Here is a 24058-nt window from a genome sequence, read left to right as displayed (position 1 = left end):
GTCGGGACCGGGGGCAGGATGAAGCCGCGCGCCGTGTAGGCGCAGGCCGATTGCGGGCGGCGGAGATGCCGCAGATGATGGCTCGACCTTCAAAAATTTCGAGGACACCCGTATGAGCCTGCTGAGCGTCGACCTCTACCAGAGTGCCACCGATCCCGAGAAATTCCTGGCGCTGCCCACGGGTATCAACCCCGCCGAGCTGATGGGCCCGATGACCTTCGACCGCGACTATGCGCAGGTCAAGCGCTACCACGAGGCGTTCGAATTCGATCCTTCCGAAGCCTATGCAGGCGTCAACGCGGCCAAGATCGCCGCCGACATCCTCACCGTGAAGTGGGCGATGTACCGCCGCGAAGGCTGACGCGCCCCGGTCTTCAGGCCTCTTCGGTTTCCTTGTAGTCGCCCACGGGCACGCAGCTGCAGAACAGGTTGCGGTCGCCGTACACGTTGTCCACGCGGCCGATCGGCGGCCAGTACTTGGCCTGCTTGAGTTCGGCCAGCGGGAATGCGCCGAGTTCGCGCGAGTACGGGTGCGCCCATTCGGTGCCGAGCAGGCTGGCCGCGGTGTGCGGCGCGTGCTTGAGCGGGTTGTCCTCCTTGGGCCACACGCCTTCTTCGATGCGGCGGATCTCGCCGCGGATCGCGATCATCGCGTCGATGAAGCGGTCGAGTTCGGCCAGCGGCTCGCTCTCGGTGGGCTCCACCATCAGCGTGCCGGGCACGGGGAAGCTCAGCGTGGGGGCGTGGAAGCCGTAGTCGATGAGGCGCTTGGCCACGTCCTCGGCGGTGACGCCGCTCGTGTCCTTCAGCGGGCGCAGGTCCAGGATGCACTCGTGCGCGACGTGGCCGTTGGGGCTCGCGTACAGCGTGGGGTAGTGGTCCTTCAGGCGCGCGCTGATGTAGTTGGCGCTGAGGATCGCGGTTTCGGTCGCGGCCTGCAGGCCCTTGGCGCCCATCATGCGGCAGTACATCCAGCTGATCGGCAGCACGGCCGCGTTGCCCAGCGGCGCTGCGGAAACGGCGCCCACGCCGTTCGATGCGACGCCGGCCGTCGCATGGCCCGGCAGGTACGGCACGAGGTCTTCGACCACGCAGACCGGGCCCACGCCCGGGCCGCCGCCGCCGTGCGGAATGCAGAAGGTCTTGTGCAGGTTCAGGTGGCTCACGTCGCCGCCGAATTCGCCCGGCGCGGCCACGCCGACCAGCGCGTTCATGTTGGCGCCATCGACGTACACGCGGCCGCCGTGTTCGTGCACGAGCTCGCAGAGTTCCTTCACGCGCGTCTCGAACACGCCGTGCGTGCTGGGGTAGGTGATCATCACCGCGGCCAGCTTGTCGCTGTGCTTCTCGCAGGCGCGCTTGAGGTCGTCCATGTCGACGTTGCCTTGTGCATCGCAGGCCGTCACCACCACCTGCAGGCCGACCATCTGGGCGCTCGCGGGGTTGGTGCCATGGGCCGACGAGGGAATCAGGCAGATGTTGCGATGGCCCTGGCCCTTGGCTTCATGGAAGGACTTGATCGCCAGCAGGCCCGCGTATTCGCCCTGCGAGCCCGCGTTGGGCTGCAGGCTGATGCCCGCGTAGCCGGTCGCTTCGCACAGCCACGCGCGCAGTTGCGCGTCGAGCTGCGCGTAGCCCAGCTGCTGCTCGGCGGGTGCGAAGGGGTGGATGTTCGCGAACTCGGGCCAGGTGATGGGGATCATCTCGCTGGTCGCGTTGAGCTTCATCGTGCAGCTGCCCAGCGGGATCATGCTGCGGTCGAGCGCGAGGTCCTTGTCCGAGAGGCTGCGGATGTAGCGCAGCATCGACGTCTCGCTTTTGTGCGTGTTGAACACCGGGTGCGTGAGGAAGGCGCTGCTGCGGCGCAGGTCTTCGGGAATCAGCGGCGTGGTGTTGGCGGCCAGGTCGTCGAAGCGCGGCATCGGCGTGCTGGCGGGCACGAACAGGGCCCACAGGGTTTCGACATCGGCGCGCGTCGTGGTCTCGTCCAGCGAGATGCCCAGGTGCTGCTGCAGCCGCTGGCGCAGGTTGACGCCGCCGGCTTGCGCGCGCTCGATGATCGCGGCCGTGTCGTCGCCGGTACGGATCGTGAGCGAATCGAAGGCGGTGGTGTTGACCGGCTCGCGGCCCATCTGCGACAGGCCCTTCGAGAGGATGGCCGTGAGCGCGGCCACGCGCTGCGCGATGCGCGTGAGCCCGTCGGGCCCGTGGTACACGGCGTACATGCTGGCCACGACGGCCGGCAGCACCTGTGCGGTACAGATGTTGGAAGTGGCCTTCTCGCGGCGGATGTGCTGCTCGCGCGTCTGCAGCGCGAGGCGGTAGGCAGGCTGGCCGTGCGAGTCGACGCTCACGCCGACCAGGCGGCCCGGCAGCGAGCGCTTGAACGAATCGCGGCAGGCCAGGTACGCGGCGTGCGGGCCGCCGTTGCACAGCGGCATGCCGAAACGCTGGGTGGTGCCGCAGACGATGTCGGCGTCCCACTCGCCGGGGGGCGCAAGCAGCGTCAGCGCCAGCAGGTCGGCGGCCACGCAGAACGCGGCGTCGCATTGGTGGGCGTGGCCCGCGAGCGGGCGCAGGTCGTGCACATGGCCGGTGGTGGCGGGGTACTGTGCGAGCACGCCGAAGAATTCGCCGCTCACCATCAGGTGCGGCAGCGTCTCGGAAGCGGTGCTGACCTTGACCTCGATGCCCAGCGGCGCGGCGCGGGTCTTGATGACCTCGATGGTCTGCGGATGGCAGTCGCCCGACACCAAGAAGACGTTGCTCTTGCTTTTCACGCTGCGCTTGGCCAGCGTCATCGCCTCGGCCGCGGCCGTGGCTTCGTCGAGCATCGAGGCGTTCGCGATGGCCATGCCCGTGAGGTCGCACACCATCGTCTGGAAGTTGAGCAGGGCCTCCATGCGGCCCTGCGAAATCTCGGCCTGGTAGGGCGTGTAGGCGGTGTACCAGGCGGGGTTCTCCAGCACGTTGCGCAAGATCACGCCCGGCGTGTGCGTGCCGTAGTAGCCCTGGCCGATGAAGCTCTTGAACACCTTGTTCTTCGACGCCATCGCCTTCAGCTCGGCCAGCGCCTCGGCTTCGGTCACGGGGGCCGGCAGGCGCATCGGCTTCGCGCGCCGGATGGCCGCGGGCACGATGCCGTCGATGAGCTCCGCCCGCGTTGCCGAGCCGATCACCGGCAGCATGCGCGCCTCGTCCGCCGCATCGATGCCGATGTGGCGGGCGAGGAATTCTTCGGCGTTCTCTAGTTCTTGCAAAGAGGGAAGGGCGGGAATCGGCATGGCGTGATGGATCAGCGTAGAAAAGAAGAAGGACTCAGCGGTCGCCGCCGGGCCGCCCCAAGGCGGGCCGCGCCTTCCCCATGGGGGATGGCGAAGCACACGAAGTGGCAAGCCGAGGGGCAAACATTTTCAGGATTCGGCGGCGAACTTGTCGTAGGTGGCGGCGTCGAGCAGCGCGTCGAGCTGCGCGGGTTCGCTCAGCTTGACCTTGAAGAACCAGCCGCTGGCCAGCGGATCGCTGTTGGCGAGCGAGGGGTCGGCGCGCAGCGCTTCGTTGACTTCGGTGATCTCGCCCGAGACGGGCATGAACACATCGGCCGCGGCCTTCACCGATTCGACGACACCGGCGACTTCGCCCTGCGCGAAGCTCTTGCCGACTTCGGGCAGGTCGACGAACACGACGTCGCCCAGCGCGTCCTGCGCGTGCACGGTGATGCCGACGGTGGCTGCGCCGCCTTCGGCCGACACCCATTCATGGTCCTTGGTGTACTTGATGCTCATGGGAAAACTCCTCGTGGAAAAAATCGAATAAGGGGATGCAGAGCCTAGCCGCGGTCAGCCGCGATCAGCCTCGGTAGTAGCGTGTCGGCACGAAAGGCATGGTCGAGACTTCCATCGGCACCGGCTTGCCGCGCACGATGGCCTGCACGCGCGTGCCGGGTTCCGAGAACGCGGTGGCCAGGTAGCCCATCGCGACGCAGCGGTCAGCCGTCGGGCCGAGCAGGCCGCTGGTGACGATGCCGATGTCCTGGCCTTCGAAAGACTGCAGCGCCGTGCCGTCGCGCACCGGAATGCGCTCCAACGCGACGAGGCCGACGCGCTTGCGCTTCAAGGTGACGTGGTCGGTGTGGCCGGCTGCGCCGACGGTCGCGGCGGTGAGTTGAGCGAGGATCTTTGCCGCGCCCGGAAAGCCGCCTTCGCGCGCACCGCCCGTGCGGCGCACCTTCTGCATCGCCCAGTTGAGCGAGGCCTCGACGGGCGTGGTGGTGGTGTCGATGTCGTTGCCGTAGAGGCACAGGCCCGCTTCCAGCCGCAGCGAGTTGCGGGCGCCCAGGCCGATGGGCTTGACCTCGGGCTGGGCCAGCAGCAGGCGGGCGAGGGCGTCGGCGTCCTTGGCGGCCACGGAGATCTCGAAACCGTCTTCACCCGTGTAGCCGCTGCGCGTGACGAAGGCCGCGATGCCTCCGATCTGCACCGCACCGCCCGTCATGAACACGAAGCGCTCGACGCCGGGCGACAGCCGCGCCAGCGTGGCCGCAGCCTGCGGGCCCTGCAGCGCGAGCAGCGCGTGGTCGGGCAGGGGCTGGACTTCGCAGCGCGCGCCGATCTTCTGCTGGATGTGCGCGATGTCGGCCACCTTGCAGGCGCCGTTCACGATCACGAAGATCGAGCCGTGGCCTTCATTGAAGAACATCAGGTCGTCGAGGATGCCGCCCTCGTCGTTCAGCAGCAGGCCATAGCGCTGCTTGCCGGCGGGCAGGTCGATCACGTCGACGGGCATCAGGGTCTCGAAGGCGGCGGCGGCGTCGGGGCCGACGAGGCGCAGCTGGCCCATGTGCGAGATGTCGAAGAGGCCCGCTGCATCGCGCGTGTGCCTGTGCTCGGCCATCAATCCGGCGGGGTATTGCACCGGCATGGCGTAGCCCGCGAAGGGCACCATGCGGGCGCCGAGCTCCACGTGGAGGTCGTACAGCGGCGTCTTGAGAAGTTGGGTGTCGGATGAAGCGGAAGAAGTCACCGGGAGGCACTCCAAAGGGGCAGTCGAAATCCATGGCTGCAACGCCACGGGCCACCCCTGCTGTCCGCTTTACCTGAGAGATTCGCCCCACGATCGGGGTTTGCTCCTTCGGTGGGCCGGTGCAATGCGCGCATGCAACGGCCTCTCTCCAGCAAGGAAACGCCGGTGGGAACCGGCGCCTTGTCAGTCCTTTTGCCTGAGCGTTCGGGAATCCCCTGCGCCTTCGGCGGCCCCGTCGCGCGGGGCTCTCTCCTGACCCCGCTGAGTGTAGTGGACGAATCGCACGACTTCGGAACCCAAGGCGTCGGCGCGGGATTTTGGTCATCGGAACGGGGGCGGCAAAAACCGAACCAGGCTCGGATGATTCCGTCTCGTGAGCCGCTTCTTTTGGCACTAGCATGTTGGGCACACCAACACATCCTCCAAGGAACGCAAAGAATGACAGTTGCCAGAAATATGAGCTTCGCAGATATCCAGAAGCGCATCCAGGAAATGGACGATGAACGCGCCGAACTGGAACTGGCATTGCAGGCCAAGCGCGGAGAAGAATTGAAGGTGCTGGCCGATGCTTATGCGAAGAAACTCGAAGCAGCCGGCTTCAGTATTGCGGAGGGCAAATCCGCGCTGGACCCCTACGACAAATCGGAAGCAAAGCGCACCCGTTCACCCAATGGCAGCCGCGCATTGGAAGCCAAGGCCTATGTGAAGGGCACCGTCTACAAGGATCCCAATTCCAGCGCGACCTGGACGGGCGGAACAAAGGGCCGGCAACCGCCATGGCTCATTGCCGCGCTCGAAGGCGCGCCAGACAAGAGCAAGGCCTACGAAAAGCTCGCCGCAGGCGGTGATCGGGTCAATAACGGCTGATGGCATTCAATGCCAAGTTTTGCAGCCATTGCGCCGGCGATCATTGCCGGAGACGTCGAGGCGGTTCTGCATTTCTTCAAACATGATCTGAATGGAAATGCCAAACCCGTGGACCCAAACGGGAGTGGAATTCGCGCGCAGGACATGCGCGATCAAATGAACCAGGCCGATGTCTCGAACAATTGACCGATACCGCGAGATATTCAAAGACCGTCTGGAATGTGCCATGGGGATGATGGTCCACCCGAGAGAGTGGAAATCAGATCCAGAAAAATCTGATCGAATCGTCGCGGTGTCCGGGAGATGCCGCAGATGCGACTTCAATGCACCACTTCTGCCGGCGGCAGCAACCGCTCGATGCGCTCGCGCAGCGATTCGGCCCGCTCCGCCCCGGCCGTTTTTTCGATTTCACTGAGCATCAGCGCGGCGATGGTCAGCATCGCCTCGCGGTCGCGGGCCTCGCGCAGGGCATCACGCATCTGCAGGGCGAACTTGGGGTCGCGCCGCACGAACATGCGCTCGCAGATGTCGAACAGGAACATCCGCGTGGTGGCCAGCGATCGCTTGCCGTCGAAGGTGTCGGTCGAGGTGGCGATGCGGATCGGGTCGGCCGCGGGCATTGGCGTGGGCGGTGCGATCACTGCGGCCTGCGCCGTCGCAGCGGCAACCGCCCGTGCATCCTGCAGATAGCCTTTGCTCACCAGCGCCTGGATCGCCCGTTCCGCCTCGATGCGGTTCGCGAAGAGCGGGCTGAAGTCGGTCAGCGAGCGCCGGCCGTCGGCCATCAGCAGCAGCGCGCGTTCACGCTGGCTGAGCGTGCGCTGCCCGCCCTGGAGTTCGTCGCGTGCCTTGTCGGTCTTGGTAGGAAACATGGCGGCCACAGCTTTCGGAGATCGAAGGCTGCAGCATCGTTGCAAGCGGTGACATCTTCATGAACCTGTTTGGCTTACAGGGCCAACAAGTCACCGCCGATTTCCAGGACGACAGTCAAATCTTCAGGTCCTCAGCCCCCGATGCTTTCCTTACGGATCAGCCACTTGCCGTCGACGCGCTGCAGTTCCAGCGTCTTGCGGTCGGTGCTGTTGAGCTTGTCGGCGCTGTAGATCTGCTTGAAGCGGGCGCTGGCGGTCTGGCCATTGACGCTGATGACCAGGTCGTCCACGGTCACGCCGATCTTCGACTTGCCCGTGATGCGGGTGCGTCGCTCGGCTTCCCAGCGCTTCTTGTCCTGCTTCCTGGCGGGCGTGAAGTCGGGGGCATAGGCCGCGAGGTAGCGCTCCACGTCGCGCGCGGACCAGGCCGCGGCCCAGGCACGCACGGCGGTCTCGACTTCGGCGATGCCCGTGCCGGGCGCCGGTGCGGGAGCGGCGGCTGGTGCCGGTGCCGGGGCCGAAGCTGCCGCCGCCGATGCGGCGGGCGCCGGTGGCGATGCTGCCGGCGTGGCGGCCAGCGCGGCCGTGGACAGCAGTCCTGCGGCGAGCAGGCCCGTGGCGAGTCGGAGTCGGTTCATGTGCGGTTTCCCTCTGTGTCGGTTGTTGGCGTTGGGCGATTCTGGCAGCGAACCCGCAGTGGAGGGCGGGCCCCGCTACTTGAACCCGAGCGCCCGCGGCAGCCAGGTGCTCAGCGCCGGCACGAAGGTCAGGATCATCAGCACCGCGCCGTGCGCCCACAGGAACGGCACCAGCTCCTTCACCAGCGCCGACATCGGCACCTTCGACACGTTGCAGGTCACGAACAAGAGGCCGCCCACCGGCGGCGTGATCATGCCCAGCGTGAGGTTGAAGATCACGATCATCGCGAAGTGCACCGGGTCGACGCCCAGCTTGATCGCCACCGGCGCGAGGATGGGCGCCAGCACCATCACGCCCGGCAGCGGCTCGATGAAGATGCCGAACAAGAGCAGGAACACGTTGACGATGATGAGGAACATCCACGGCGAGAGGTTCATGCTGATGAGCCACTCGGCCATCTGCTGCGGAATGCCCTCGATGGTCAGCACCCACGCGAACGAGGCCGACAGGCCGATGATGATCAGCACCGAGGCCGACAGCAGGGCCGAGCGCGAGAGGATGTCGGGCAGCATCTTCCACTCGAGCGTGCGGTAGACGAACTTGCCGCACACCAGCGCATAGAACACAGCCACCACCGACGCCTCGGTCGGCGTGAACCAGCCGGCGCGCATGCCGCCGAGGATCACCACCGGCAGGAGGATGGCGGGAATCGCCTTCCAGGTGGTGATGAGAATCTCGCGCAGCGGCGGCGTCTGGCCGTCGCCCTTGTAGTTGCGCTTCTTCGAGACATAGAAGTTCACCACGCACATCGCCACCGCGATCAGGATGCCCGGAAAAATACCGGCCGCGAACAGCGTGCCCACCGACACGCTCTCGTCCTGCAGCGCGTAGATGATCATGATGATCGAGGGCGGAATGATCGGCCCCACGATCGCCGTGGAGGCCGTGAGCGCCGCCGCGTACGAGCGGTCGTAGCCGGCCTTGTCCATCATCTTGATGAGCATCGACCCGGGGCCCGCCGCATCGGCCAGCGCCGAGCCCGAGATGCCCGAGAAGAAGGTGAGCGACACCACGTTGGTGTAGCCCAGGCCGCCGCGCCGGTGGCCGACGAACTGGCCCGCGAAGCGCAACAGCACCTCGGTGAGCGAGCCGCCGCTCATGAGTTCGGCCGCGAGGATGAAGAAGGGCACGGCCATCAGCGGAAAGCTGTCGATGCCGGTGAAGGTTTCCTTCAGCAGCACCATCAGCGGATAGTTCTCCGCAAGGATGAGCGTGGTGACGGTCGAGAGCCCGAGCGCGAAGGCCACGGGCACGCCGATGGCCAGGAAAATGCAGGCCGAGACGATGAGAACGATGCTGGCATCCATGGTCGTTCTCCTTACAGCGACGCCGAGGCGTTGGCGTCGAAGTGGGCGTCGGATGCGAACTCGCGCCGCATCACATAGCCCCGCACCACCAGCAGCCAGTGCACGACCAACAGCACGCCGCCGAACAGCATCGCGCTGTAGATGTAGGCGAACGGAATCTGCGTGACGGCCGTGAGCTGGAACATCGTGCGCTGCATGTAGAGCCATCCGTACCAGACCATGAAGCCGAAGAAGGCGAACAGCAGCGCAGCGACGAAGGCGCGCACCGCGATGGCGCCGGCGCGCGGCAGTGCGTCCTGCAGGTTCTCCACCGCAATGTGGCCGCCGTAGCGCAGCACCGGCCCGGCGCCCAGGAAGGTGAGCCAGATCATCATGTGGCGCGACACCTCTTCGGCCCATTCGAGCGAGTTGCTCGTGGTGTAGCGCATGACGACGTTGGTGAAGATGATGACCGACATGGCGGCCAGCAGAAAAATCAGCGCCCAGCGGTTGGCGGCGAGGAAATAGCGCTCGAAGGCTTGCACTTGTTGTTCTCGATCTCGGTCTCGGGTCTTGGAAAAAGCGAAGCGCCCGGCGCAATGAAGCGGGCCGGGCGCGATCGTCAGAAGAGTCTGGCGCGCGAGGCTTACTGGACGTCCGTGATCTTCTTGATGTTGTCCGCGCCGAACTCCTTGGCGTAGCCCGCATAGGCCGGCTTCAGCGCTTCACGGAAGGCGGCGCCGTCCACGACCTTGGTGACCTTCATGCCGTCCTTCTCGAGCTGGGCGATGCCGTTGTTCTCGTCGTCGTTGACCTTCTTGCGCTGGGCCACCGCCGCCTTCCTGGCCGCATCGACGAAGACCTTCTTGTCGGCATCCGACAGCTTGTTCCACACCTTCGGCGAGAGCAGCAGCAGGGCGGGCGAGTACACGTGTCCCGTGAGCGACAAGTGCTTCTGCACCTGCGAGAACTTGGACGCCAGGATCACCGGAATCGGGTTCTCCTGCCCGTCGACCGTGCCCTGCTGCAGCGCGCCGAAGAGTTCGGGGAAGGCCATCGGCGTCGGCAGGATGCCGAAGGTGCGGTAGCCGTCCATGTGCACCTTGTTTTCCATCGTGCGCATCTTCAGGCCCGCCGCATCGCTGGGCTTGACGATGTCGCGCTTGCTGTTCGTCATGTGGCGGAAGCCGTTCTCCGTCCAGGCCAGCGCGATGATGCCCTTGCTCGGGAACTTGGTGAGGATGTCCTGGCCGATGGGGCCGTCCATCACCTTGCGCGCATGGTCGTAGTCGCGAAAGAGGAAGGGGATGTCGACGATCTTGACCTCGGGCACGAAGTTGCCCACCGGGCCGGTCGAGGTGTTCACCAGGTCCTGCGTGCCCAGCTGGATGGCCTCGATCTGCTCGCGCTCGCCGCCCAGTGCCGAGTTGGCGAAATGCTGGCACTTGAAGCGGCCTTGCGTGCCCTTCTCGACCTCGTCGCAGAACACCGTGGAACCCACGCCATAGTGCGACTCCTTGGAGGTCGCGTAGCCGATCTTCAGCACCGTCGGTTGTTGTGCGATGGCAGAAGTGCCCAAGGCGAGCGAAAGGCAGGCGGCGGCGATGTGGCCGAGTTTCATGGTGTCTCCGGGGGGAATGTGGTCGGGGTCAGGAATGCGTCAGGCGCATTCGACTATGCCGCAACCGGGGGCTTCGCCGTGTCGGGAGTTTCACGGACAAACCGGAACGAAAAAGCCCTCCGAAGAGGGCTTCCAGAAACAGCGCGGGGGCGCCTTACATGCCCACGTAATTCGGCCCGCCGCCGCCTTCGGGCGTCACCCACACGATGTTCTGCGTCGGGTCCTTGATGTCGCAGGTCTTGCAGTGCACGCAGTTCTGCGCGTTGATCTGCAGGCGCTGCTTGCCGTCTTCCGTGCCCACGAACTCGTAGACGCCGGCCGGGCAGTAGCGGCTCTCGGGGCCGGCGAACTTCTCGAGGTTGATGTTGACCGGCACCGTCGCGTCCTTGAGCGTCAGGTGGGCCGGTTGCTGCTCTTCATGGTTCGTGTTGCTGATGAACACGCTGGAGAGCCGGTCGAAGGTGAGCTTGCCGTCCGGCTTCGGATAGACGATGGGCTTGCACTCGGCCGCGGGCTTCAGGTACAGGTGGTCGGGCTTGGTGCGGCGCAGCGTCCAGGGGATGTTGCCCTTGAGCAGCCACTGCTCGATGCCGTTCATGAGGGTGGCCACGCCCAGGCCCTTCTTGAACCACGCCTTGAAGTTGCGCGCCTTCTTCAGCTCGGCATGCAGCCAGCTCTTCTCGAAGGCTTCAGGATAGGCGCTGAGCTCGTCGTGCTGGCGGCCGGCCTGCACCGCGTCGAAGGCGGCCTCGGCGCACAGCATGCCGGTCTTGATGGCGGCGTGGCTGCCCTTGATGCGGCTCACGTTGAGGTAGCCGGCCTCGCAGCCCACCAAGGCGCCGCCCGGGAAGACCGTCTTGGGCAGCGACTGCAGGCCGCCCGCCGTGATGGCGCGCGCGCCGTAGCCGATGCGCTTGGCCGGCTTGATGCCCTTGGCCTCGTCGCCTTCGAGGTACCAGCGGATGTTGGGGTGCAGCTTCCAGCGCTGCATTTCCTCGAAGGGGCTCAGGTACGGGTTGCTGTAGTCCAGGCCGGTGATGAAGCCCATGGTGACCTTGTTGTCCTCCATGTGATAGAGGAACGCGCCGCCGTAGGTGTCGCTCTTCATCGGCCAGCCGGCCGTGTGCAGCACGAAGCCGGGCTGATGGCGCTGGGGGTCGATCTCCCAGACTTCCTTCACGCCCAGGCCGTAGGTCTGCGGATCGCGGCCTTCATCGAGCTTGTACTTCGCGATGAGCTGGCGGCCCAGGTGGCCGCGCGCGCCTTCGGCAAACACCGTGTACTTGCCCAGCAGTTCCATGCCGAGCTGGAAGTTCTCGGTCGGCTCGCCGTCCTTGCCCACGCCCATGTTGCCGGTGGCCACGCCGCGCACCGAGCCGTTCTCGTTGTAGAGCACTTCGGCGGCCGGGAAGCCCGGGAAGATCTCCACGCCCAGGTTCTCGGCCTGCTGCGCCAGCCACTTGGTGAAGGCGCCCAGGCTGATGATGTAGTTGCCGTGGTTCTGGAAGCACGCCGGCAGGAACGCATTGGGGGTGCGCAAGCCCGACTTCTCGCCGAGGAACACCATCGCGTCGTCGGTGACGGGCTGGTTGAGCGGCGCGCCCAGAGCCTTCCAATCGGGGAGCAATTCATTGAGCGCACGCGGGTCCATGATGGCGCCCGAGAGGATGTGCGCGCCGGGCTCGGAGCCCTTCTCGAGCACCACGACCGAGATCTCCTTCTCGTGCTGGGCAGCCAGCTGCTTCAGGCGGATCGCGGTCGAGAGGCCGGCCGGGCCGCCACCGACCACGACCACGTCGTATTCCATGGCTTCGCGAGGGCCGAACTGGGCAAGGATTTCGTCGTGGGTCATGTGGGTCTGGTCGATAATGTTTTGAGGCTCGGACGCTGCGAGGGCCGCGAAACATTTTAGGGGGAGCGCCACACGTCACCTGCGCGACTCCCCAAGAGACATCCAGCACACACCCAGGACCCGTCCCCATGGCTTACAGCTTCGATCTTTCGGGCCGCGTGGCCTTCGTCACCGGCGCCTCCAGCGGTCTCGGCGCCCAGTTCGCGAAAACGCTGGCGCGCGCCGGCGCCGCGGTTGTCCTGGCGAGCCGCCGGGTCGAAAAACTCAAGGAATTGCGCGCCCGCATCGAAGGCGAGGGCGGCGATGCCCACGTGGTCGAACTCGACGTGACCGACCACGGCAGCATCAAGGCCGCCGTGGCACGCGCCGAGACCGAAGTCGGCGCCATCGACATCCTGGTCAACAACTCCGGCGTCAACATCCGCAACAAGCTGCAGGACGTGACGCCCGACGACTACGACTTCATCTTCGACACCAACCTGAAGGGCGCCTTCTTCGTCGCCCAGGAAGTGGGCAAGCGCATGCTGGCGCGCGCCGACGGCTCGGCGCCGGGCACCTACATCGGCGGGCGCATCATCAACATCGCCTCGGTGGCCGCGCTCAAGGCAGTGCCGAACATCGGCGCCTACGGCATGAGCAAGGCCGCGGTGGTGCAGATGACCAAGGCCATGGCGCTCGAATGGGGCCGCTTCGGCATCAACGTGAACGCGCTGTGCCCGGGCTACATCGCCACCGAACTCAACGAAGAGCTCTGGACCACCGAGGCCGGCGCCAAGCTGGTCAGCATCCTGCCGCGCAAGCGCGTGGGCAAGGCCGAAGACCTCGACGGCCTGATCGTGCTGCTGGCCAGCGGGCAGAGCCATTTCGTGAACGGCGCCGTCATCGCGGCCGACGACGGATTCGCGCTCTGACCCCTCGAGCCTGGATCGGCATCGCCGCTGGCTTGGCCGCGGGCGCGCTCTGGGGCCTGACCTTCGTGGCACCGCGCATGGTCGGCCACTTCGGCATGGTCGACATCACGGCCGCGCGCTTCGCGGTGTTCGGTGCCGTGTCGGCGCTGGCGGTGTTCGCGCGGCCGGCGGCCGTGCGCTGGCCGAATGGACAGCAGGCGCTCGCGGCGCTCGGGCTCAGCGTGCTGGGCTTCAGCGGCTACTACCTGCTGCTGGCCTTCGGCATCGTGGCTGCCGGCACCGAGGTGCCCAGCCTCATCATCGGCACGATTCCCGTCTGGATGATGCTGCTCGGCCGGCCCGCGGGGCTGCGCATGCGCGCGCTGCTGCCGGGGCTTGTGCTCACGGGTGCGGGCATCGCGTTGATGATCTGGGGCGCCTGGTCGACGCAGCATCGCGAGGGTGGGGTGCGCTTCGGATGGGGTATTGCGCTGGCACTCGGCGCGATGGTGAGCTGGACGATCTACGGCCTGCTCAACGCGAAATGGCTGCAGCGCCACACCGAACTCAACGCGACCGACTGGGCCAACTGGCTCGGCATTGCCACGGGCCTCGGGGCCCTGCTGCTGTGGATGGTTGCGGGCAGCGACATAGCCACGCTGCTGGCGCAGCCCGACGGCATGCTCTTCATCTGGATCGCGCTGGCCAGTGGCTTCGGCTCGTCCTGGCTCGCGACCATCCTCTGGAACATCGCCAGCCAGCGCCTCTCGGCGAGCCTGTGCGGCCAATTGATCGTGAGCGAGACGCTGTTCGCCTTGCTCTATTCCTTCGTCTGGGACGGCCGCTGGCCGCAGGCCACCGAGTGGGTGGCGGCGCTGCTGTTCGTGCTGGGCATCCTCGCATCCATCAAGGCGCACCGATGAGAATCGAAATCCCCGAAAAGAAGAAGCTCGTGTACGAGATGTCCATCCCCATCCGCTGGGGCGACATGGACGCCATGGGCCACCTGAACAACGGCACCTACTTCCGCTATCTCGAAACCGCGCGCATCGACTGGATGCGTTCCATCGGCTTCGAGCCCGAGCCGGGCGGCGAGGGCATGGTGATCGTCAACGCCTTCTGCAATTTCTACCGGCAGATCGAATACCCGGGCAACGTGCTGCTGAAGATGTATGTGAGCGACCCTGGGCGCACCACCTTCGAGAGCTGGGGCACGATGGCGCGCGAGGAAGCGCCCGACGTGATCTGCGCAGCGGGCGGGGCGACGACGATCTGGGTGGATTTTCCGAAGCAGAAGGCGCTGGCGTTGCCGGAGTGGCTGCGTGCGCTGGTGAGCGAGTAGGGCTTCAGGCCGGCCGCAACACGATCCGCGCCTCGAACCCCTGCGCCGCCCCCGTCGGCGGCGACGCCAGCTCCAGCTTCGCGTTGTGCTTCTCGACGATCGTGCCCACGATCGACAGGCCCAACCCATAGCCCGCACGGTCCGAGCCGTGCCGCACGTGGCGCTGCTGCAGCGTCCGGAGCTGCTCGGCGTTGACGCCCGCACCGAAGTCCCGCACCACCAGGGCGCAAGGCGCCGCCACTTCGATCACCACGCGTCCGCCGCCGCCGTAGCGCAGCGCGTTCTCCACGAGGTTGCGCAAGGCGATCGCCAGTGCATCGACATCGCCGAACGCCACCGGCGCCGCGCTGTCGGGCACCTTGAGCTTCAGACGCTCGTTGTTCAGCGGGTCTTGCCAGAACTCCTGCGCCACGGTGCCCGCGAGCTGGACCAAGTCGACGCGCGCACGCGTGAGCGACGCACCCGATTCCGCGCGCGACAGCTGCAGCAGTTTCTCGGCGCGGTGGCTCAGCATCTGCAGCGCCTGGAGCGCGCCCTGCACGTCCTCGCGTTTCAGGTCATGGTCGAGCGCGGCCTGCAGCCGCAGGCGCGCGGCGGCCAGCGGCGTGCGCAGTTCGTGGGCCGCATTGGCGGCGAGCGCGCGCTCGACGTCGAGCGATTGGGACAGCCGCTCCAGCAGGCTGTTGACGTGGTCGCCCACCGATCGAAGCTCCTGCGGCAATCCGGGCAGCGTGATCGGCCGCAGGTCGGCGCCGTTGCGCTTCTCGATCTCGCCGGCGAGCTGCTGCAGCACGCGCAGCTCGTTGCGCGCCACGTTGCGCAGCACCAGCGCGAGCAGCGGCAGCACCGCACCGAGCGGAATGATCAGGCCGAACAGGGTGCGGTTCAGCGCCCTGCGGCGCTCGTCGAGCGGATCGGCCACCTGGAAATAGAGCCCGAGCGTCGGATGCCGCACGGTGTAGATGCGCCAGGTCTGGTTGTTGGCGAAGCCCGCGGCCAGGGGCACGTCGAAGGCATCGATGGGCGCCTCGGCCGAGCGCAGCAGCACTTGCTCGTGGATGTCGACCACCTGGTACATCACCGCGTCTTCCGAGAACAGCTGCTTGGGCGCGACCAGCGGCGTGGCGGCTGGGGCCTCCCCCTTGTGCTGCAGCTTGTCCAGCTCCTGCACGGCCATGTCGAACATGCGGTGCGACACCTCCACGAGCTCGTTGTCGAAGTTGTGGTTGATCTCGCGGTCCACATACCAGACCACGGCAAACACGCACACCAGCCACACGCCGCCGACCCACAGGATGAGGGTGCGCGTCAGGCGCCCGGCCAGCGAGTCGTGGCCGTTGCGATGCTTGGCGATGCTCATTCCTCGTCGTCCGCCGAGAACGACAGCCGGTAGCCGAGGCCGCGCAGCGTCTGGATGTGGTTCTTGCCGAGCTTGCGGCGCAGGCGGCTGATGAAGACCTCGAGCGTGTTGCTGTCGGCCTCGTCGCCGAAACCGTAGAGCGCGTCGGCAAGGTTCTCGCGGGTGTGGATTCGCTCGGGGCGAGTGGCCATCACGCGCAGCAGGGCCCATTCCTTTTGCGTGAGCACGACCGGGCTGCCGTCCTTGCGCACGCGGTCGTGCGCCAGGTCGATCTCCAGCGTGCCCAGTTGCAGCATCGGCGAGGTGTTGGCGCTGCGCCGCCGCTCGACCGCGCGCAGCCGGGCCAGCAGTTCGGCGGGGTCGTAGGGCTTGATGAGGTAGTCGTCGGCGCCGGCGTCCAGGCCGCGGATGCGGTCGGTGACCTGGTCGCGGGCGGTGAGCACGATGACGATGGGCGGCTCCCGCAAGGCCCGCACTTGCGGCAGCAGGGAGAGGCCGTCGCCGTCGCCCAGGTGCAGGTCGAGCAGCACCGCCGCGTATTGCACGGAGAGCAGGGCGCCGCGCGCGTCGGCCAGGCTGGGAGCGACATCGACCACGAAAGACTTTGCCAGCAGGTAGCTGCAAACGGCATCTGCCAACGCAGTGTCATCTTCGACCAGCAATATGCGCACGCGGTGTGTCTCTCCAAAAACACGAAGTCTAGCGCCCGCACCGTGGCCGCAGGGCCGCGTCAGCATTCGTTCAGGTCGCTTCAGACTGGGTTCATCCCGCGAAAGTAGGCTCGCGCCAGTTTTCCTGAAGGCCTGGTTTCTTGTTCATGACCCGCACCGCGAACCTCCGTCTCGCAGCACTCACCTTGCTCGCATTGGCTTTGTTGATGACCTGGGACGCCTCTGGTGGCGACCTCTGGCTGGCGCGCATGGCCGGCACGCCCATGGGTTTTCCGTGGCGCGAGAACCCCTTTCTGGTCCACGTGATGCACGCAGGCGCCCGGAACCTGAGCTGGCTGCTGGTGATCGGCCTGTTCGCGGCCATTCGCTGGCCGGTGGGCATCCTGCGCAAGCTGGCCACGCGGGAGCGGGTGCAGCTGGCGCTGACCGTGCTGGGGTCGGTGCTGGCCGTCAGCTTCATCAAGCATTTCAGCGACACCAGCTGCCCCTGGGACCTGAAGGAGTTCGGCGGCGTTGCGCGCTACGTGTCGCACTGGTCGTGGGGGGTGGAGGATGGCGGGGCGGGCGGGTGCTTCCCGGCCGGGCACGCCTCGGCCGCGTTCGCCTACCTCGGCGGCTATTTCGTGCTGCGCCGGGTTTCCGGCCGGGCGGCACTCGTCTGGCTGGGCACGGCGGCGGTCGCGGGCCTGGCGCTCGGCTTGTCGCAGCAGTTGCGCGGCGCCCATTACATGAGCCACACGCTCTGGACCGCCTGGGTCTGCTGGACCGTCGGCTTCGTCATCGACGTGGCGGTCACGCGCCCGAACCAAAACCGGCCCGAGGCGGCAGCACCTCTTCATGCAAGCACTTGATTTCGCCCTGTTCGGATGGCTCAACGCGGACGTGTTCGCGCCGCTGTGGCTCGTCCAGTTCGCGCGCTTCGCCTCCGAGGTGCTGCCGGCCCTGCTGGCCCTGACGATCATTGCGGGCGCCGGCTTCGACAAGCGCTGGCGCTATGCGCTTTTCACCGCACTGGTGAGCGTGCTGTTGACATGGATCGTCGTGCACACCTTCCGCCTGGCCCTGCCGTTCCCCAGGCCCGCAGCCTTCGGCCTGGGCATCCAGTGGGCGCCGCAGGGCATGCGGCCGGGCTTCCCGAGCCTGCACACGGCCGCCACCTTTGCCGCCGCCTTCTCGCTGTGGTGCCTGCCGCACCGCGTGCCCATGCTGGCGGCACTTGCGCTGGCGACGGTGGTGGGCTGGAGCCGGCTTTACCTGGGACTGCACTTTCCCTCGGACGTGGCCGCGGGGGTGCTCCTGGGGGCGCTGGTGTCGATCGCGGTCGAGCGCGGCGTGAGCCGTCCGCTGAGCTTCGCCCTGGCGAGAATGCCGGCCCGCCGCCGGCGGGCGCGCGCACGGCGAGCCTGAACCCGGCCTGAACGTCCAGTTCAGGCTCCTTTCAGGCAGCGTCTTTACAGTTGCTGCATGTCTTTTTCGCGCATCGAGCCCGCGCCCCTGCAAAGGGCGCCTTTTTCCGAGGCATCGGCGCCGCAGTTTCCTCCGCCCGGCCCGCTGTGGACGCGGTTCGACCATTGGTTGACGCGTCCGCACTCCGCTGCACAGGTCGTGCTCTGGGTCGGCCTTTACCTGGTGCTGACCACCAACTGGCCGCTGTGGAACGAACTGGCCCGCATCGGCGGCGCGCCCAGCACCTACCTGCCGACCATCGTGGCGATGAGCCTGCTCACGCTGTGCGGTTCGGTGGCGATGCTCTCGCTCACTGCCTGGTCGCGCTGGCTCAAGCCGCTGTGGTTCGCAGTGGTGGTGCTTGCCGCGGTGGTGCAGCACTACATGCTCGAGTACCGCGTCGTCATGGACCCCACCATGATCGCCAACGCGCTGCAGACCGACCCCAACGAAGCGCGCGACCTGCTCAGCTGGCGCATGGCCTTCAACGTGGCAATCGTCGCCTTGCCCGCGGCGTTGCTGCTCTGGCGTGTGCGCATCGCGCCGATGGGTTTTCTCTCGAAGCTCTGGCGCAATGCGGCCCTGCTGCTGCTGGCCGTGGTCGTGGCAGTGGGAACGGGCGTGGCCATGAACCGCCAGCTCGCGCCGCTGATGCGCAACAACATCCACCTGCGCTACATGATGAACCCGATCGCGAGCCTCTACTCGACCGGGTCGGTGTTCATCAGGCCGCTGTTCAAGCGCAGCGGCAAGCTGATTCCGATCACGGCCGGCACCTCGCTCGGTGCGAGCTACGCCGCGCAGGTGCGCCCGCCGATGTTCGTGGTCGTGGTGGGCGAGACGGCGCGCGCCGACCACTTTGCGCTCAACGGCTATGCACGCGACACCACGCCCGAACTGGCCAAGCGCGGCGTGCTGAGCTACCGCGACGTGCATTCGTGCGGCACCAACACGCTGGCCTCGGTGCCGTGCATGTTCTCGCCATTGGGCAAGCAAGGCTATGAATCGCGCAAGGACGACTACGAAAGTCTGGTCGACGTGCTGCAGGCCGCGGGCCTGGCCGTGTTCTGGCTCGACAACCAGGCCGGCTGCAAGGGCGTGTGCACGCGCATTCCCAACGCATCGGCCTTCGACGGCCTCGATGCCGCCACGAAGAAGGCGCTGTGCGACGGCGACGAGTGCCTGGATGAGGTGATGCTCAAGAACCTGGACGCACGCATCGCCGCGCTGCCGGCCGAGCGCCGCGCCAAGGGCGTGGTGCTGGTTATGCACCAGATGGGGAGCCACGGCCCGGCCTACTACAAGCGCTCCGCGCCCGAGGTGAAGCGCTTCACGCCCGAGTGCAAGACCAATGCGCTGGCCGAGTGCGGCCACAACGAGCTGATGAACGTCTACGACAACTCCATCGTCCAGACCGACCGCTTCCTGGCCGACACCATCGATTGGCTCAAGGCGCAGTCGAAGCAGTACGACCCGGCGATGCTGTACGTGAGCGACCATGGCGAATCGCTCGGCGAGTACGGCCTGTTCCTGCACGGCGTGCCATACAGCTTTGCGCCCGAGGCGCAGAAGCATGTGCCGATGGTCACCTGGTTCAGCGAAGGCATGAGCGAGCGGCGCAAGCTCTCGCGTTCATGCATGGAGGCGGGGCTCGATGCGCCGCTCACGCACGACAACCTCTATCACACGGTGCTGGGACTGATGGACGTGAACACGCCCACCTACAAGCCCGCGCTGGACGTGCTGGCTTCGTGCCGCGCGAAGGGCTGAGCGCCGGGCGCCTTACTTCTTCTCGCGCGGCAGACGCCCCATCAGGAAGAACTCGTTGTTCGGCTGCATGCCGCTGAAGCTCGCGAGGCGGTTGCTGAGCCCGAAGAAGGCGGTGATGGCCGCGATGTCCCAGATGTCCTCGTCGTCGAAGCCGTGGGCGTGCAGCGGCGGGAAGTCGCTGTCGTCGATCTCGTGCGAGCGGTCGCAGACCTTCATTGCAAAGTCGAGCATCGCGCGCTGGCGCGGCGCGATGTCGGCCTTGCGGTAGTTCACCGCCACCTGGTCGGCCACCAGCGGTTTTTTCTCGTAGATGCGCAAGAGCGCGCCGTGCGCCACCACGCAGTAGAGGCACTGGTTGGCCGCGCTGGTGGTGGTGACGATCATCTCGCGGTCGCCCTTGGTGAGCGAGCCTTCCTCCTTGAGCATCAGCGCGTCGTGGTACGCGAAGAAGGCGCGCCACTCGGCCGGGCGGCGCGCAAGGCCGAGGAACACGTTGGGCACGAAGCCGGCCTTCTCCTGGACCGCGAGGATCGCGGTGCGGATGTCTTCGGGCAGGTCCTTGAGTTCGGCGAGGGGGTAGCGGGCGGCCATGGTTGTCTCCTGGTGTTCGATGCCAGGATCATAGGCAGGCGCCCGCCGCCTGCTTCCTGCGCCTACTTGAGCGCCTTGCCCTGCGTGGCGCCCAGCGGCGTGTGCAGTTGCGAGGCCACCCACTGGCCGGTGTTGTCGTCGCGGCCCTGCAGCAGGTAGCGCGTGTCGGGCTTGCCGTAGTTCTGCACCGCCATCGCCGAAAACTTGCCGATGTCGGTCTTCGGGTCGCGCAGGCGGTTCACGATCAGCACCTTCTTCGTGTCGGCGAAGTCGGCCATCATGTTCTGGTCGCCTTCGCTGTCGCCGGCGACGAAGCTCGGGCCGTAGCCGTACTTGCTGACCAGGAAGCGCTGGATGTTCTTCGTCTTGCCCGGGCCCTGGGTCTGGTCGTAGCCGCGGCGGAACTCGGGCTGGATCACGCCGTTGGCGTCGCGCTCCAGCTCCATCGCGAGCACGCGCTCGGGCGGGTTGTTGTAGCCGAAGGCGGGGTTCGAAGAGATCTCCTTGATCACGTCGACGAACGAGGCCGAGCACACCCACACATCGAAGCCCGCGTTGCGGAAGGCGGCGTACAGCTCCTGCATCTCGGGCTGCAGGCGCAGGCCGTTCTTCCAGCTCACCGAGACCACGCCCGCCTGGCCCGGCAGCGCGGCGGGCGAGGTCCACTTGACCTTGGCGACCGGCTCCTTCAACTGCCAGGCCACCGTGTCGGCCGTGAGCTTGCGCACCTGTGCCTCGGTCATGCCGGCGAAAAGGTACGTGACCCAGGGGTAGGCGGTGTCGTGGTCGAAGGTGTCGCCGATGGCCTCGTAGAGGTAGCGCACCTTGGTGATGAACGCGCCGTAGTGCGGGCTCATCGCCACCACGGCCAGCGACTGCGCGCCCTTCATGCCCTTGTAGTTCTGGTAGAGCCAGGTGTAGCTGGCCACGATGTCGGGCACCAGGAGGTCGATGTTGACCGGCTTGCCCGCCGCGTTGTTGTACGCGGGCAGGAAGTCCTTCTTCGGGATGTTCTTGCGCAGCGCCACTTCGAGCTGCGCGGGCGTGGCGCCGAAGACGAGGTTCTCGAGCTGGTAGATCAGCGAGGCTTCCTCGATGTCCAGAAACACGCTGGTGTTGTCCCAGTCGAACACCACATAAGGCGGCTTGGCGGCGTTGTAGCCTGGGCTGCTCTTGCCTAGGCTGGCGATCAGGCCTTCGATCTGTGCGCGGTTGAAGGCGTCCCAGTGCGCTGGCGTGAGGCCCTGGGCGGGCGAGAGGCTGGCGCAGCCGGTGGCGACGAGCGCGGTGGCGAGCGGGGTGAGAAGGACGAGGCGGCGTTGCATGCGTTCCCTGTTGTTGTGCGTTGTGGATGAGAAGCGCCGAGCGTATGCAACGCCCGTGACACTTCCGCATCGACCTACGCATCAGCCGTGCCAGGCCGTGCGCGGACAAAGGGAATAGACTTTGGCTATCTGTAATTTGAGGGCATTCAATTTCCTCATTTCGCTTGCGCTGAATATTCTTGCCCCTCATCCAACCCGATCCACCACGGAAAGCAGACACCCCATGTCCACCGAAGCAAAGTGCCCCTTCAATCACACCGCCGTCGCCAGCGCCACGACGAACCGGGACTGGTGGCCCAATCAATTGAAGCTGAATGCCATGCACCAGCATTCGACCCAATCCGATCCCATGGGCACGGAATTCAACTACGCCGAGGCCTTCAGGAGCCTGGATCTGGCGGCCGTGAAGAAGGACCTGCTGGCGCTGATGACCGACTCGCAGGACTGGTGGCCGGCCGACTTCGGCCACTACGGGCCGCTGTTCATCCGCATGGCTTGGCACAGCGCCGGCACCTACCGCACCGCCGACGGCCGCGGCGGCGCCGGGGCGGGGCAGCAGCGCTTTGCGCCGCTCAACAGCTGGCCGGACAACGGCAACCTGGACAAGGCGCGGCGGCTGCTGTGGCCGATCAAGCAGAAGTACGGCCAGAAGATCTCCTGGGCCGACCTCATGATCCTCACGGGCAACGTCGCCCTGGAGTCGATGGGCTTCAAGACCTTCGGCTTTGCCGGCGGGCGCAATGACGTGTGGGAACCCGAAGAACACATCAACTGGGGCGCCGAGAAGACCTGGCTCGAAGACAAGCGCTACAGCGGCGACCGCGTCCTGGAAAACCCGCTCGCCGCAGTCCAGATGGGCCTGATCTACGTCAACCCCGAAGGCCCCAACGGCAATCCGGACCCGCTCGCCGCAGCCCGCGATATCCGCGAGACCTTCGCCCGCATGGCGATGGACGACGAAGAGACGGTGGCGCTGATCGCCGGCGGCCACACCTTCGGCAAGACGCACGGTGCCGGCGATGCCAAGCATGTGGGCGTGGAGCCGGAAGGCGCAGGCATCGAGGCCCAAGGCCTGGGCTGGACCAGCAGCTTCGCCACCGGCATGGGCGGCGATGCGATCACCAGCGGCCTGGAAGTCACCTGGACCCAGACGCCCACGCAATGGAGCAACTTTTTCTTCGACAACCTGTTCGGCTTCGAATGGGAGCTCACCAAGAGCCCGGCCGGTGCGCACCAGTGGATCGCCAAGGACGGCGCGGGCGCCGGCACCATTCCGGATGCCCACGACCCCGCCAAGCGCCGTTCGCCGACCATGCTGACCACCGACCTCTCGCTGCGGTTCGACCCGGCCTACGAGAAGATCTCCAGGCGCTTCCACCAGAACCCGGACCAGTTCGCCGACGCATTCGCCCGCGCCTGGTTCAAGCTCACGCACCGCGACATGGGACCGCGCACCCGCTACCTCGGCCCCGAGGTTCCGGCGGAAGAACTGCTCTGGCAGGACCCGATTCCCGAAGTCGATCACCCGCTGGTCGATGCGCAGGACGTCGCAGCGCTCAAGGCGCGGATCGCCGCTTCGGGCCTGTCGGTGTCGCAACTGGTGGCTACCGCCTGGGCGTCGGCGTCCACCTTCCGCGGCTCCGACAAGCGCGGCGGTGCGAACGGTGCGCGCATCCGTCTTGCGCCGCAGAAGGACTGGGCCGTCAACCAGCCCGAGCAGCTGGCCAAGGTGCTGGAGACGCTGGAAGGCATCCAGGGCGAGTTCAACGGCGCGCAGTCCGGCGGCAAGAAGATCTCGCTCGCCGACCTGATCGTGCTGGCCGGCTCGGCGGGCGTGGAGCAGGCGGCGGCGAAGGCGGGTCACACCGTGACCGTCCCCTTCACGCCGGGCCGCATGGACGCCTCGCAGGCGCAGACCGACGTGGAATCCTTCGCCGTGCTCGAACCGATCGCGGATGGCTTCCGGAACTACCTGAAGGGCAAGTACAGCGTCCCGACCGAGGCCTTGCTGATCGACAAGGCACAGCTGCTGACGCTGAGCGCGCCGGAGATGACGGTGCTGGTGGGCGGCCTGCGCGTGCTGGACATCAACGCCGGCCGGTCGCAGGACGGCGTGTGGACCCAGCGGCCGGAGGTGCTGAGCAACGATTTCTTCGTGAACCTGCTCGACATGGGCGTGCAATGGAAGGCGGGGTCGGAAGACCAGGAGGTGTTCGAAGGGCGCGACCGCAAGACCGGCCAACGCAAGTGGACCGGCACGCGCGCCGATCTGGTCTTCGGTTCGCAAGCCCAACTGCGGGCCCTGGCCGAGGTCTATGGGAGCGCCGATGCCGAGGCGAAGTTCGTCCGCGACTTCGTCAAGGCCTGGACCAAAGTGATGAATCTGGATCGCTTCGACCTGGCCTGAAGCACACTAGAGCGGCCTGAAGGTTCCATGCACGCCA

The 24058-nt window shown here is 66.5% G+C and carries 23 protein-coding genes and 2 riboswitches; of the genes, 10 read left to right on the top strand and 13 right to left on the bottom strand.

What is annotated here, in order from left to right; genetic code table 11:
• Positions 1–112: 112 nt before the first annotated feature.
• On the top strand, positions 113–361 hold the full coding sequence (locus M2282_RS07775) for a hypothetical protein (RefSeq protein WP_280808197.1): 249 nt from the start codon (positions 113–115) through the stop codon (positions 359–361).
• A 13-nt stretch (positions 362–374) separates the two neighbouring features.
• On the opposite strand, the gene gcvP is transcribed toward M2282_RS07775, so the two are convergent.
• From gcvP to gcvT, 3 genes are all read right to left on the bottom strand, one after another.
• Positions 375–3284, bottom strand: coding sequence for an aminomethyl-transferring glycine dehydrogenase (gene gcvP, locus M2282_RS07770; protein WP_280808196.1), 2910 nt, complete (start codon positions 3282–3284; stop codon positions 375–377).
• A gap of 129 nt (positions 3285–3413) precedes the next feature.
• Positions 3414–3785: a glycine cleavage system protein GcvH gene (gene gcvH / locus M2282_RS07765; RefSeq protein ID WP_280808195.1), complete on the bottom strand. Its 372-nt coding sequence runs from the start codon at positions 3783–3785 to the stop codon at positions 3414–3416.
• A gap of 64 nt (positions 3786–3849) precedes the next feature.
• The gene (gene gcvT / locus M2282_RS07760; protein WP_280808194.1) at positions 3850–5022 is read right to left on the bottom strand and encodes a glycine cleavage system aminomethyltransferase GcvT; all 1173 of its coding nucleotides are present in this window, start codon (positions 5020–5022) and stop codon (positions 3850–3852) included.
• A gap of 50 nt (positions 5023–5072) precedes the next feature.
• A riboswitch (glycine riboswitch) is annotated at positions 5073–5184 on the bottom strand.
• A gap of 20 nt (positions 5185–5204) precedes the next feature.
• Positions 5205–5279, bottom strand: a riboswitch (glycine riboswitch).
• Between the two features lie 181 nt (positions 5280–5460).
• Between gcvT and M2282_RS07755 the strand changes: the two genes are divergently transcribed.
• Both M2282_RS07755 and M2282_RS07750 read left to right on the top strand, forming a co-directional pair.
• On the top strand, positions 5461–5889 hold the full coding sequence (locus M2282_RS07755) for an H-NS family nucleoid-associated regulatory protein (RefSeq protein ID WP_280808193.1): 429 nt from the start codon (positions 5461–5463) through the stop codon (positions 5887–5889).
• Between the two features lie 9 nt (positions 5890–5898).
• On the top strand, positions 5899–6075 hold the full coding sequence (locus M2282_RS07750) for a hypothetical protein (RefSeq protein ID WP_280808192.1): 177 nt from the start codon (positions 5899–5901) through the stop codon (positions 6073–6075).
• 134 nt (positions 6076–6209) lie between these two features.
• On the opposite strand, the gene M2282_RS07745 is transcribed toward M2282_RS07750, so the two are convergent.
• From M2282_RS07745 to M2282_RS07720, 6 genes are all read right to left on the bottom strand, one after another.
• Positions 6210–6761, bottom strand: coding sequence for a hypothetical protein (locus M2282_RS07745; RefSeq protein ID WP_280808191.1), 552 nt, complete (start codon positions 6759–6761; stop codon positions 6210–6212).
• A 131-nt stretch (positions 6762–6892) separates the two neighbouring features.
• A complete protein-coding gene (locus tag M2282_RS07740) occupies positions 6893–7399 on the bottom strand; it encodes a L,D-transpeptidase Cds6 family protein (RefSeq protein ID WP_280808190.1) in 507 nt (168 codons plus the stop codon).
• Positions 7400–7474: 75 nt separating this feature from the next.
• Positions 7475–8767 carry a TRAP transporter large permease gene (locus tag M2282_RS07735; RefSeq protein WP_280808189.1) on the bottom strand — a complete coding sequence of 431 codons (1293 nt, stop codon included), beginning with the start codon at positions 8765–8767 and terminating at the stop codon, positions 7475–7477.
• A gap of 11 nt (positions 8768–8778) precedes the next feature.
• Entirely contained in the window at positions 8779–9291 is a 513-nt protein-coding gene (locus tag M2282_RS07730; protein WP_280808188.1) for a TRAP transporter small permease, read from the bottom strand.
• A 101-nt stretch (positions 9292–9392) separates the two neighbouring features.
• Entirely contained in the window at positions 9393–10367 is a 975-nt protein-coding gene (locus M2282_RS07725; RefSeq protein ID WP_280808187.1) for a TRAP transporter substrate-binding protein, read from the bottom strand.
• Positions 10368–10521: 154 nt separating this feature from the next.
• Positions 10522–12219 (bottom strand): electron transfer flavoprotein-ubiquinone oxidoreductase, encoded by a 1698-nt coding sequence (locus M2282_RS07720; RefSeq protein ID WP_280808186.1) that lies wholly within the window; start codon positions 12217–12219, stop codon positions 10522–10524.
• 128 nt (positions 12220–12347) lie between these two features.
• Between M2282_RS07720 and M2282_RS07715 the strand changes: the two genes are divergently transcribed.
• From M2282_RS07715 to M2282_RS07705, 3 genes are read left to right on the top strand one after another with little or no spacing between them, the layout of a single operon-like run.
• On the top strand, positions 12348–13130 hold the full coding sequence (locus tag M2282_RS07715) for an SDR family oxidoreductase (RefSeq protein ID WP_280808185.1): 783 nt from the start codon (positions 12348–12350) through the stop codon (positions 13128–13130).
• A gap of 20 nt (positions 13131–13150) precedes the next feature.
• Positions 13151–14032, top strand: a complete 882-nt coding sequence (locus M2282_RS07710; RefSeq protein WP_280808239.1) for a DMT family transporter — start codon at positions 13151–13153, stop codon at positions 14030–14032.
• A complete protein-coding gene (locus tag M2282_RS07705) occupies positions 14029–14451 on the top strand; it encodes an acyl-CoA thioesterase (RefSeq protein WP_013540778.1) in 423 nt (140 codons plus the stop codon). Before M2282_RS07710 ends, M2282_RS07705 begins: the two co-directional genes overlap by 4 nt.
• Positions 14452–14455: 4 nt before the next feature.
• On the opposite strand, the gene M2282_RS07700 is transcribed toward M2282_RS07705, so the two are convergent.
• Together M2282_RS07700 and M2282_RS07695 are read right to left on the bottom strand one after the other, a co-directional pair.
• Entirely contained in the window at positions 14456–15811 is a 1356-nt protein-coding gene (locus M2282_RS07700) for a sensor histidine kinase (protein ID WP_280808184.1), read from the bottom strand.
• Positions 15808–16482: a response regulator transcription factor gene (locus M2282_RS07695; protein ID WP_280808183.1), complete on the bottom strand. Its 675-nt coding sequence runs from the start codon at positions 16480–16482 to the stop codon at positions 15808–15810. Before M2282_RS07695 ends, M2282_RS07700 begins: the two co-directional genes overlap by 4 nt.
• Before the next feature lie 146 nt (positions 16483–16628).
• Between M2282_RS07695 and M2282_RS07690 the strand changes: the two genes are divergently transcribed.
• From M2282_RS07690 to M2282_RS07680, 3 genes are read left to right on the top strand one after another with little or no spacing between them, the layout of a single operon-like run.
• Positions 16629–17333, top strand: coding sequence for a phosphatase PAP2 family protein (locus M2282_RS07690; protein WP_280808182.1), 705 nt, complete (start codon positions 16629–16631; stop codon positions 17331–17333).
• Entirely contained in the window at positions 17320–17889 is a 570-nt protein-coding gene (locus M2282_RS07685) for a phosphatase PAP2 family protein (RefSeq protein WP_280808181.1), read from the top strand. Before M2282_RS07690 ends, M2282_RS07685 begins: the two co-directional genes overlap by 14 nt.
• Before the next feature lie 57 nt (positions 17890–17946).
• Positions 17947–19698 carry a phosphoethanolamine transferase gene (locus M2282_RS07680; RefSeq protein WP_280808180.1) on the top strand — a complete coding sequence of 584 codons (1752 nt, stop codon included), beginning with the start codon at positions 17947–17949 and terminating at the stop codon, positions 19696–19698.
• A gap of 12 nt (positions 19699–19710) precedes the next feature.
• Here M2282_RS07680 and M2282_RS07675 read toward each other — a convergent pair whose 3' ends face one another.
• On the bottom strand, positions 19711–20289 hold the full coding sequence (locus tag M2282_RS07675; RefSeq protein WP_280808179.1) for a peroxidase-related enzyme: 579 nt from the start codon (positions 20287–20289) through the stop codon (positions 19711–19713).
• Between the two features lie 62 nt (positions 20290–20351).
• The gene (locus M2282_RS07670; protein WP_280808178.1) at positions 20352–21614 is read right to left on the bottom strand and encodes an HAD family hydrolase; all 1263 of its coding nucleotides are present in this window, start codon (positions 21612–21614) and stop codon (positions 20352–20354) included.
• Between the two features lie 223 nt (positions 21615–21837).
• On the opposite strand from M2282_RS07670, the gene katG reads away from it, so the two are divergent.
• Positions 21838–24021: a catalase/peroxidase HPI gene (katG, locus tag M2282_RS07665; RefSeq protein ID WP_280808177.1), complete on the top strand. Its 2184-nt coding sequence runs from the start codon at positions 21838–21840 to the stop codon at positions 24019–24021.
• Positions 24022–24058 lie beyond the last annotated feature (37 nt).

The sequence above is a fragment of the Variovorax boronicumulans genome (assembly GCF_029892485.1).
Lineage (GTDB): Bacteria > Pseudomonadota > Gammaproteobacteria > Burkholderiales > Burkholderiaceae_C > Variovorax > Variovorax boronicumulans_B.
This window is presented reverse-complemented; position numbering and strand designations above follow the sequence as displayed.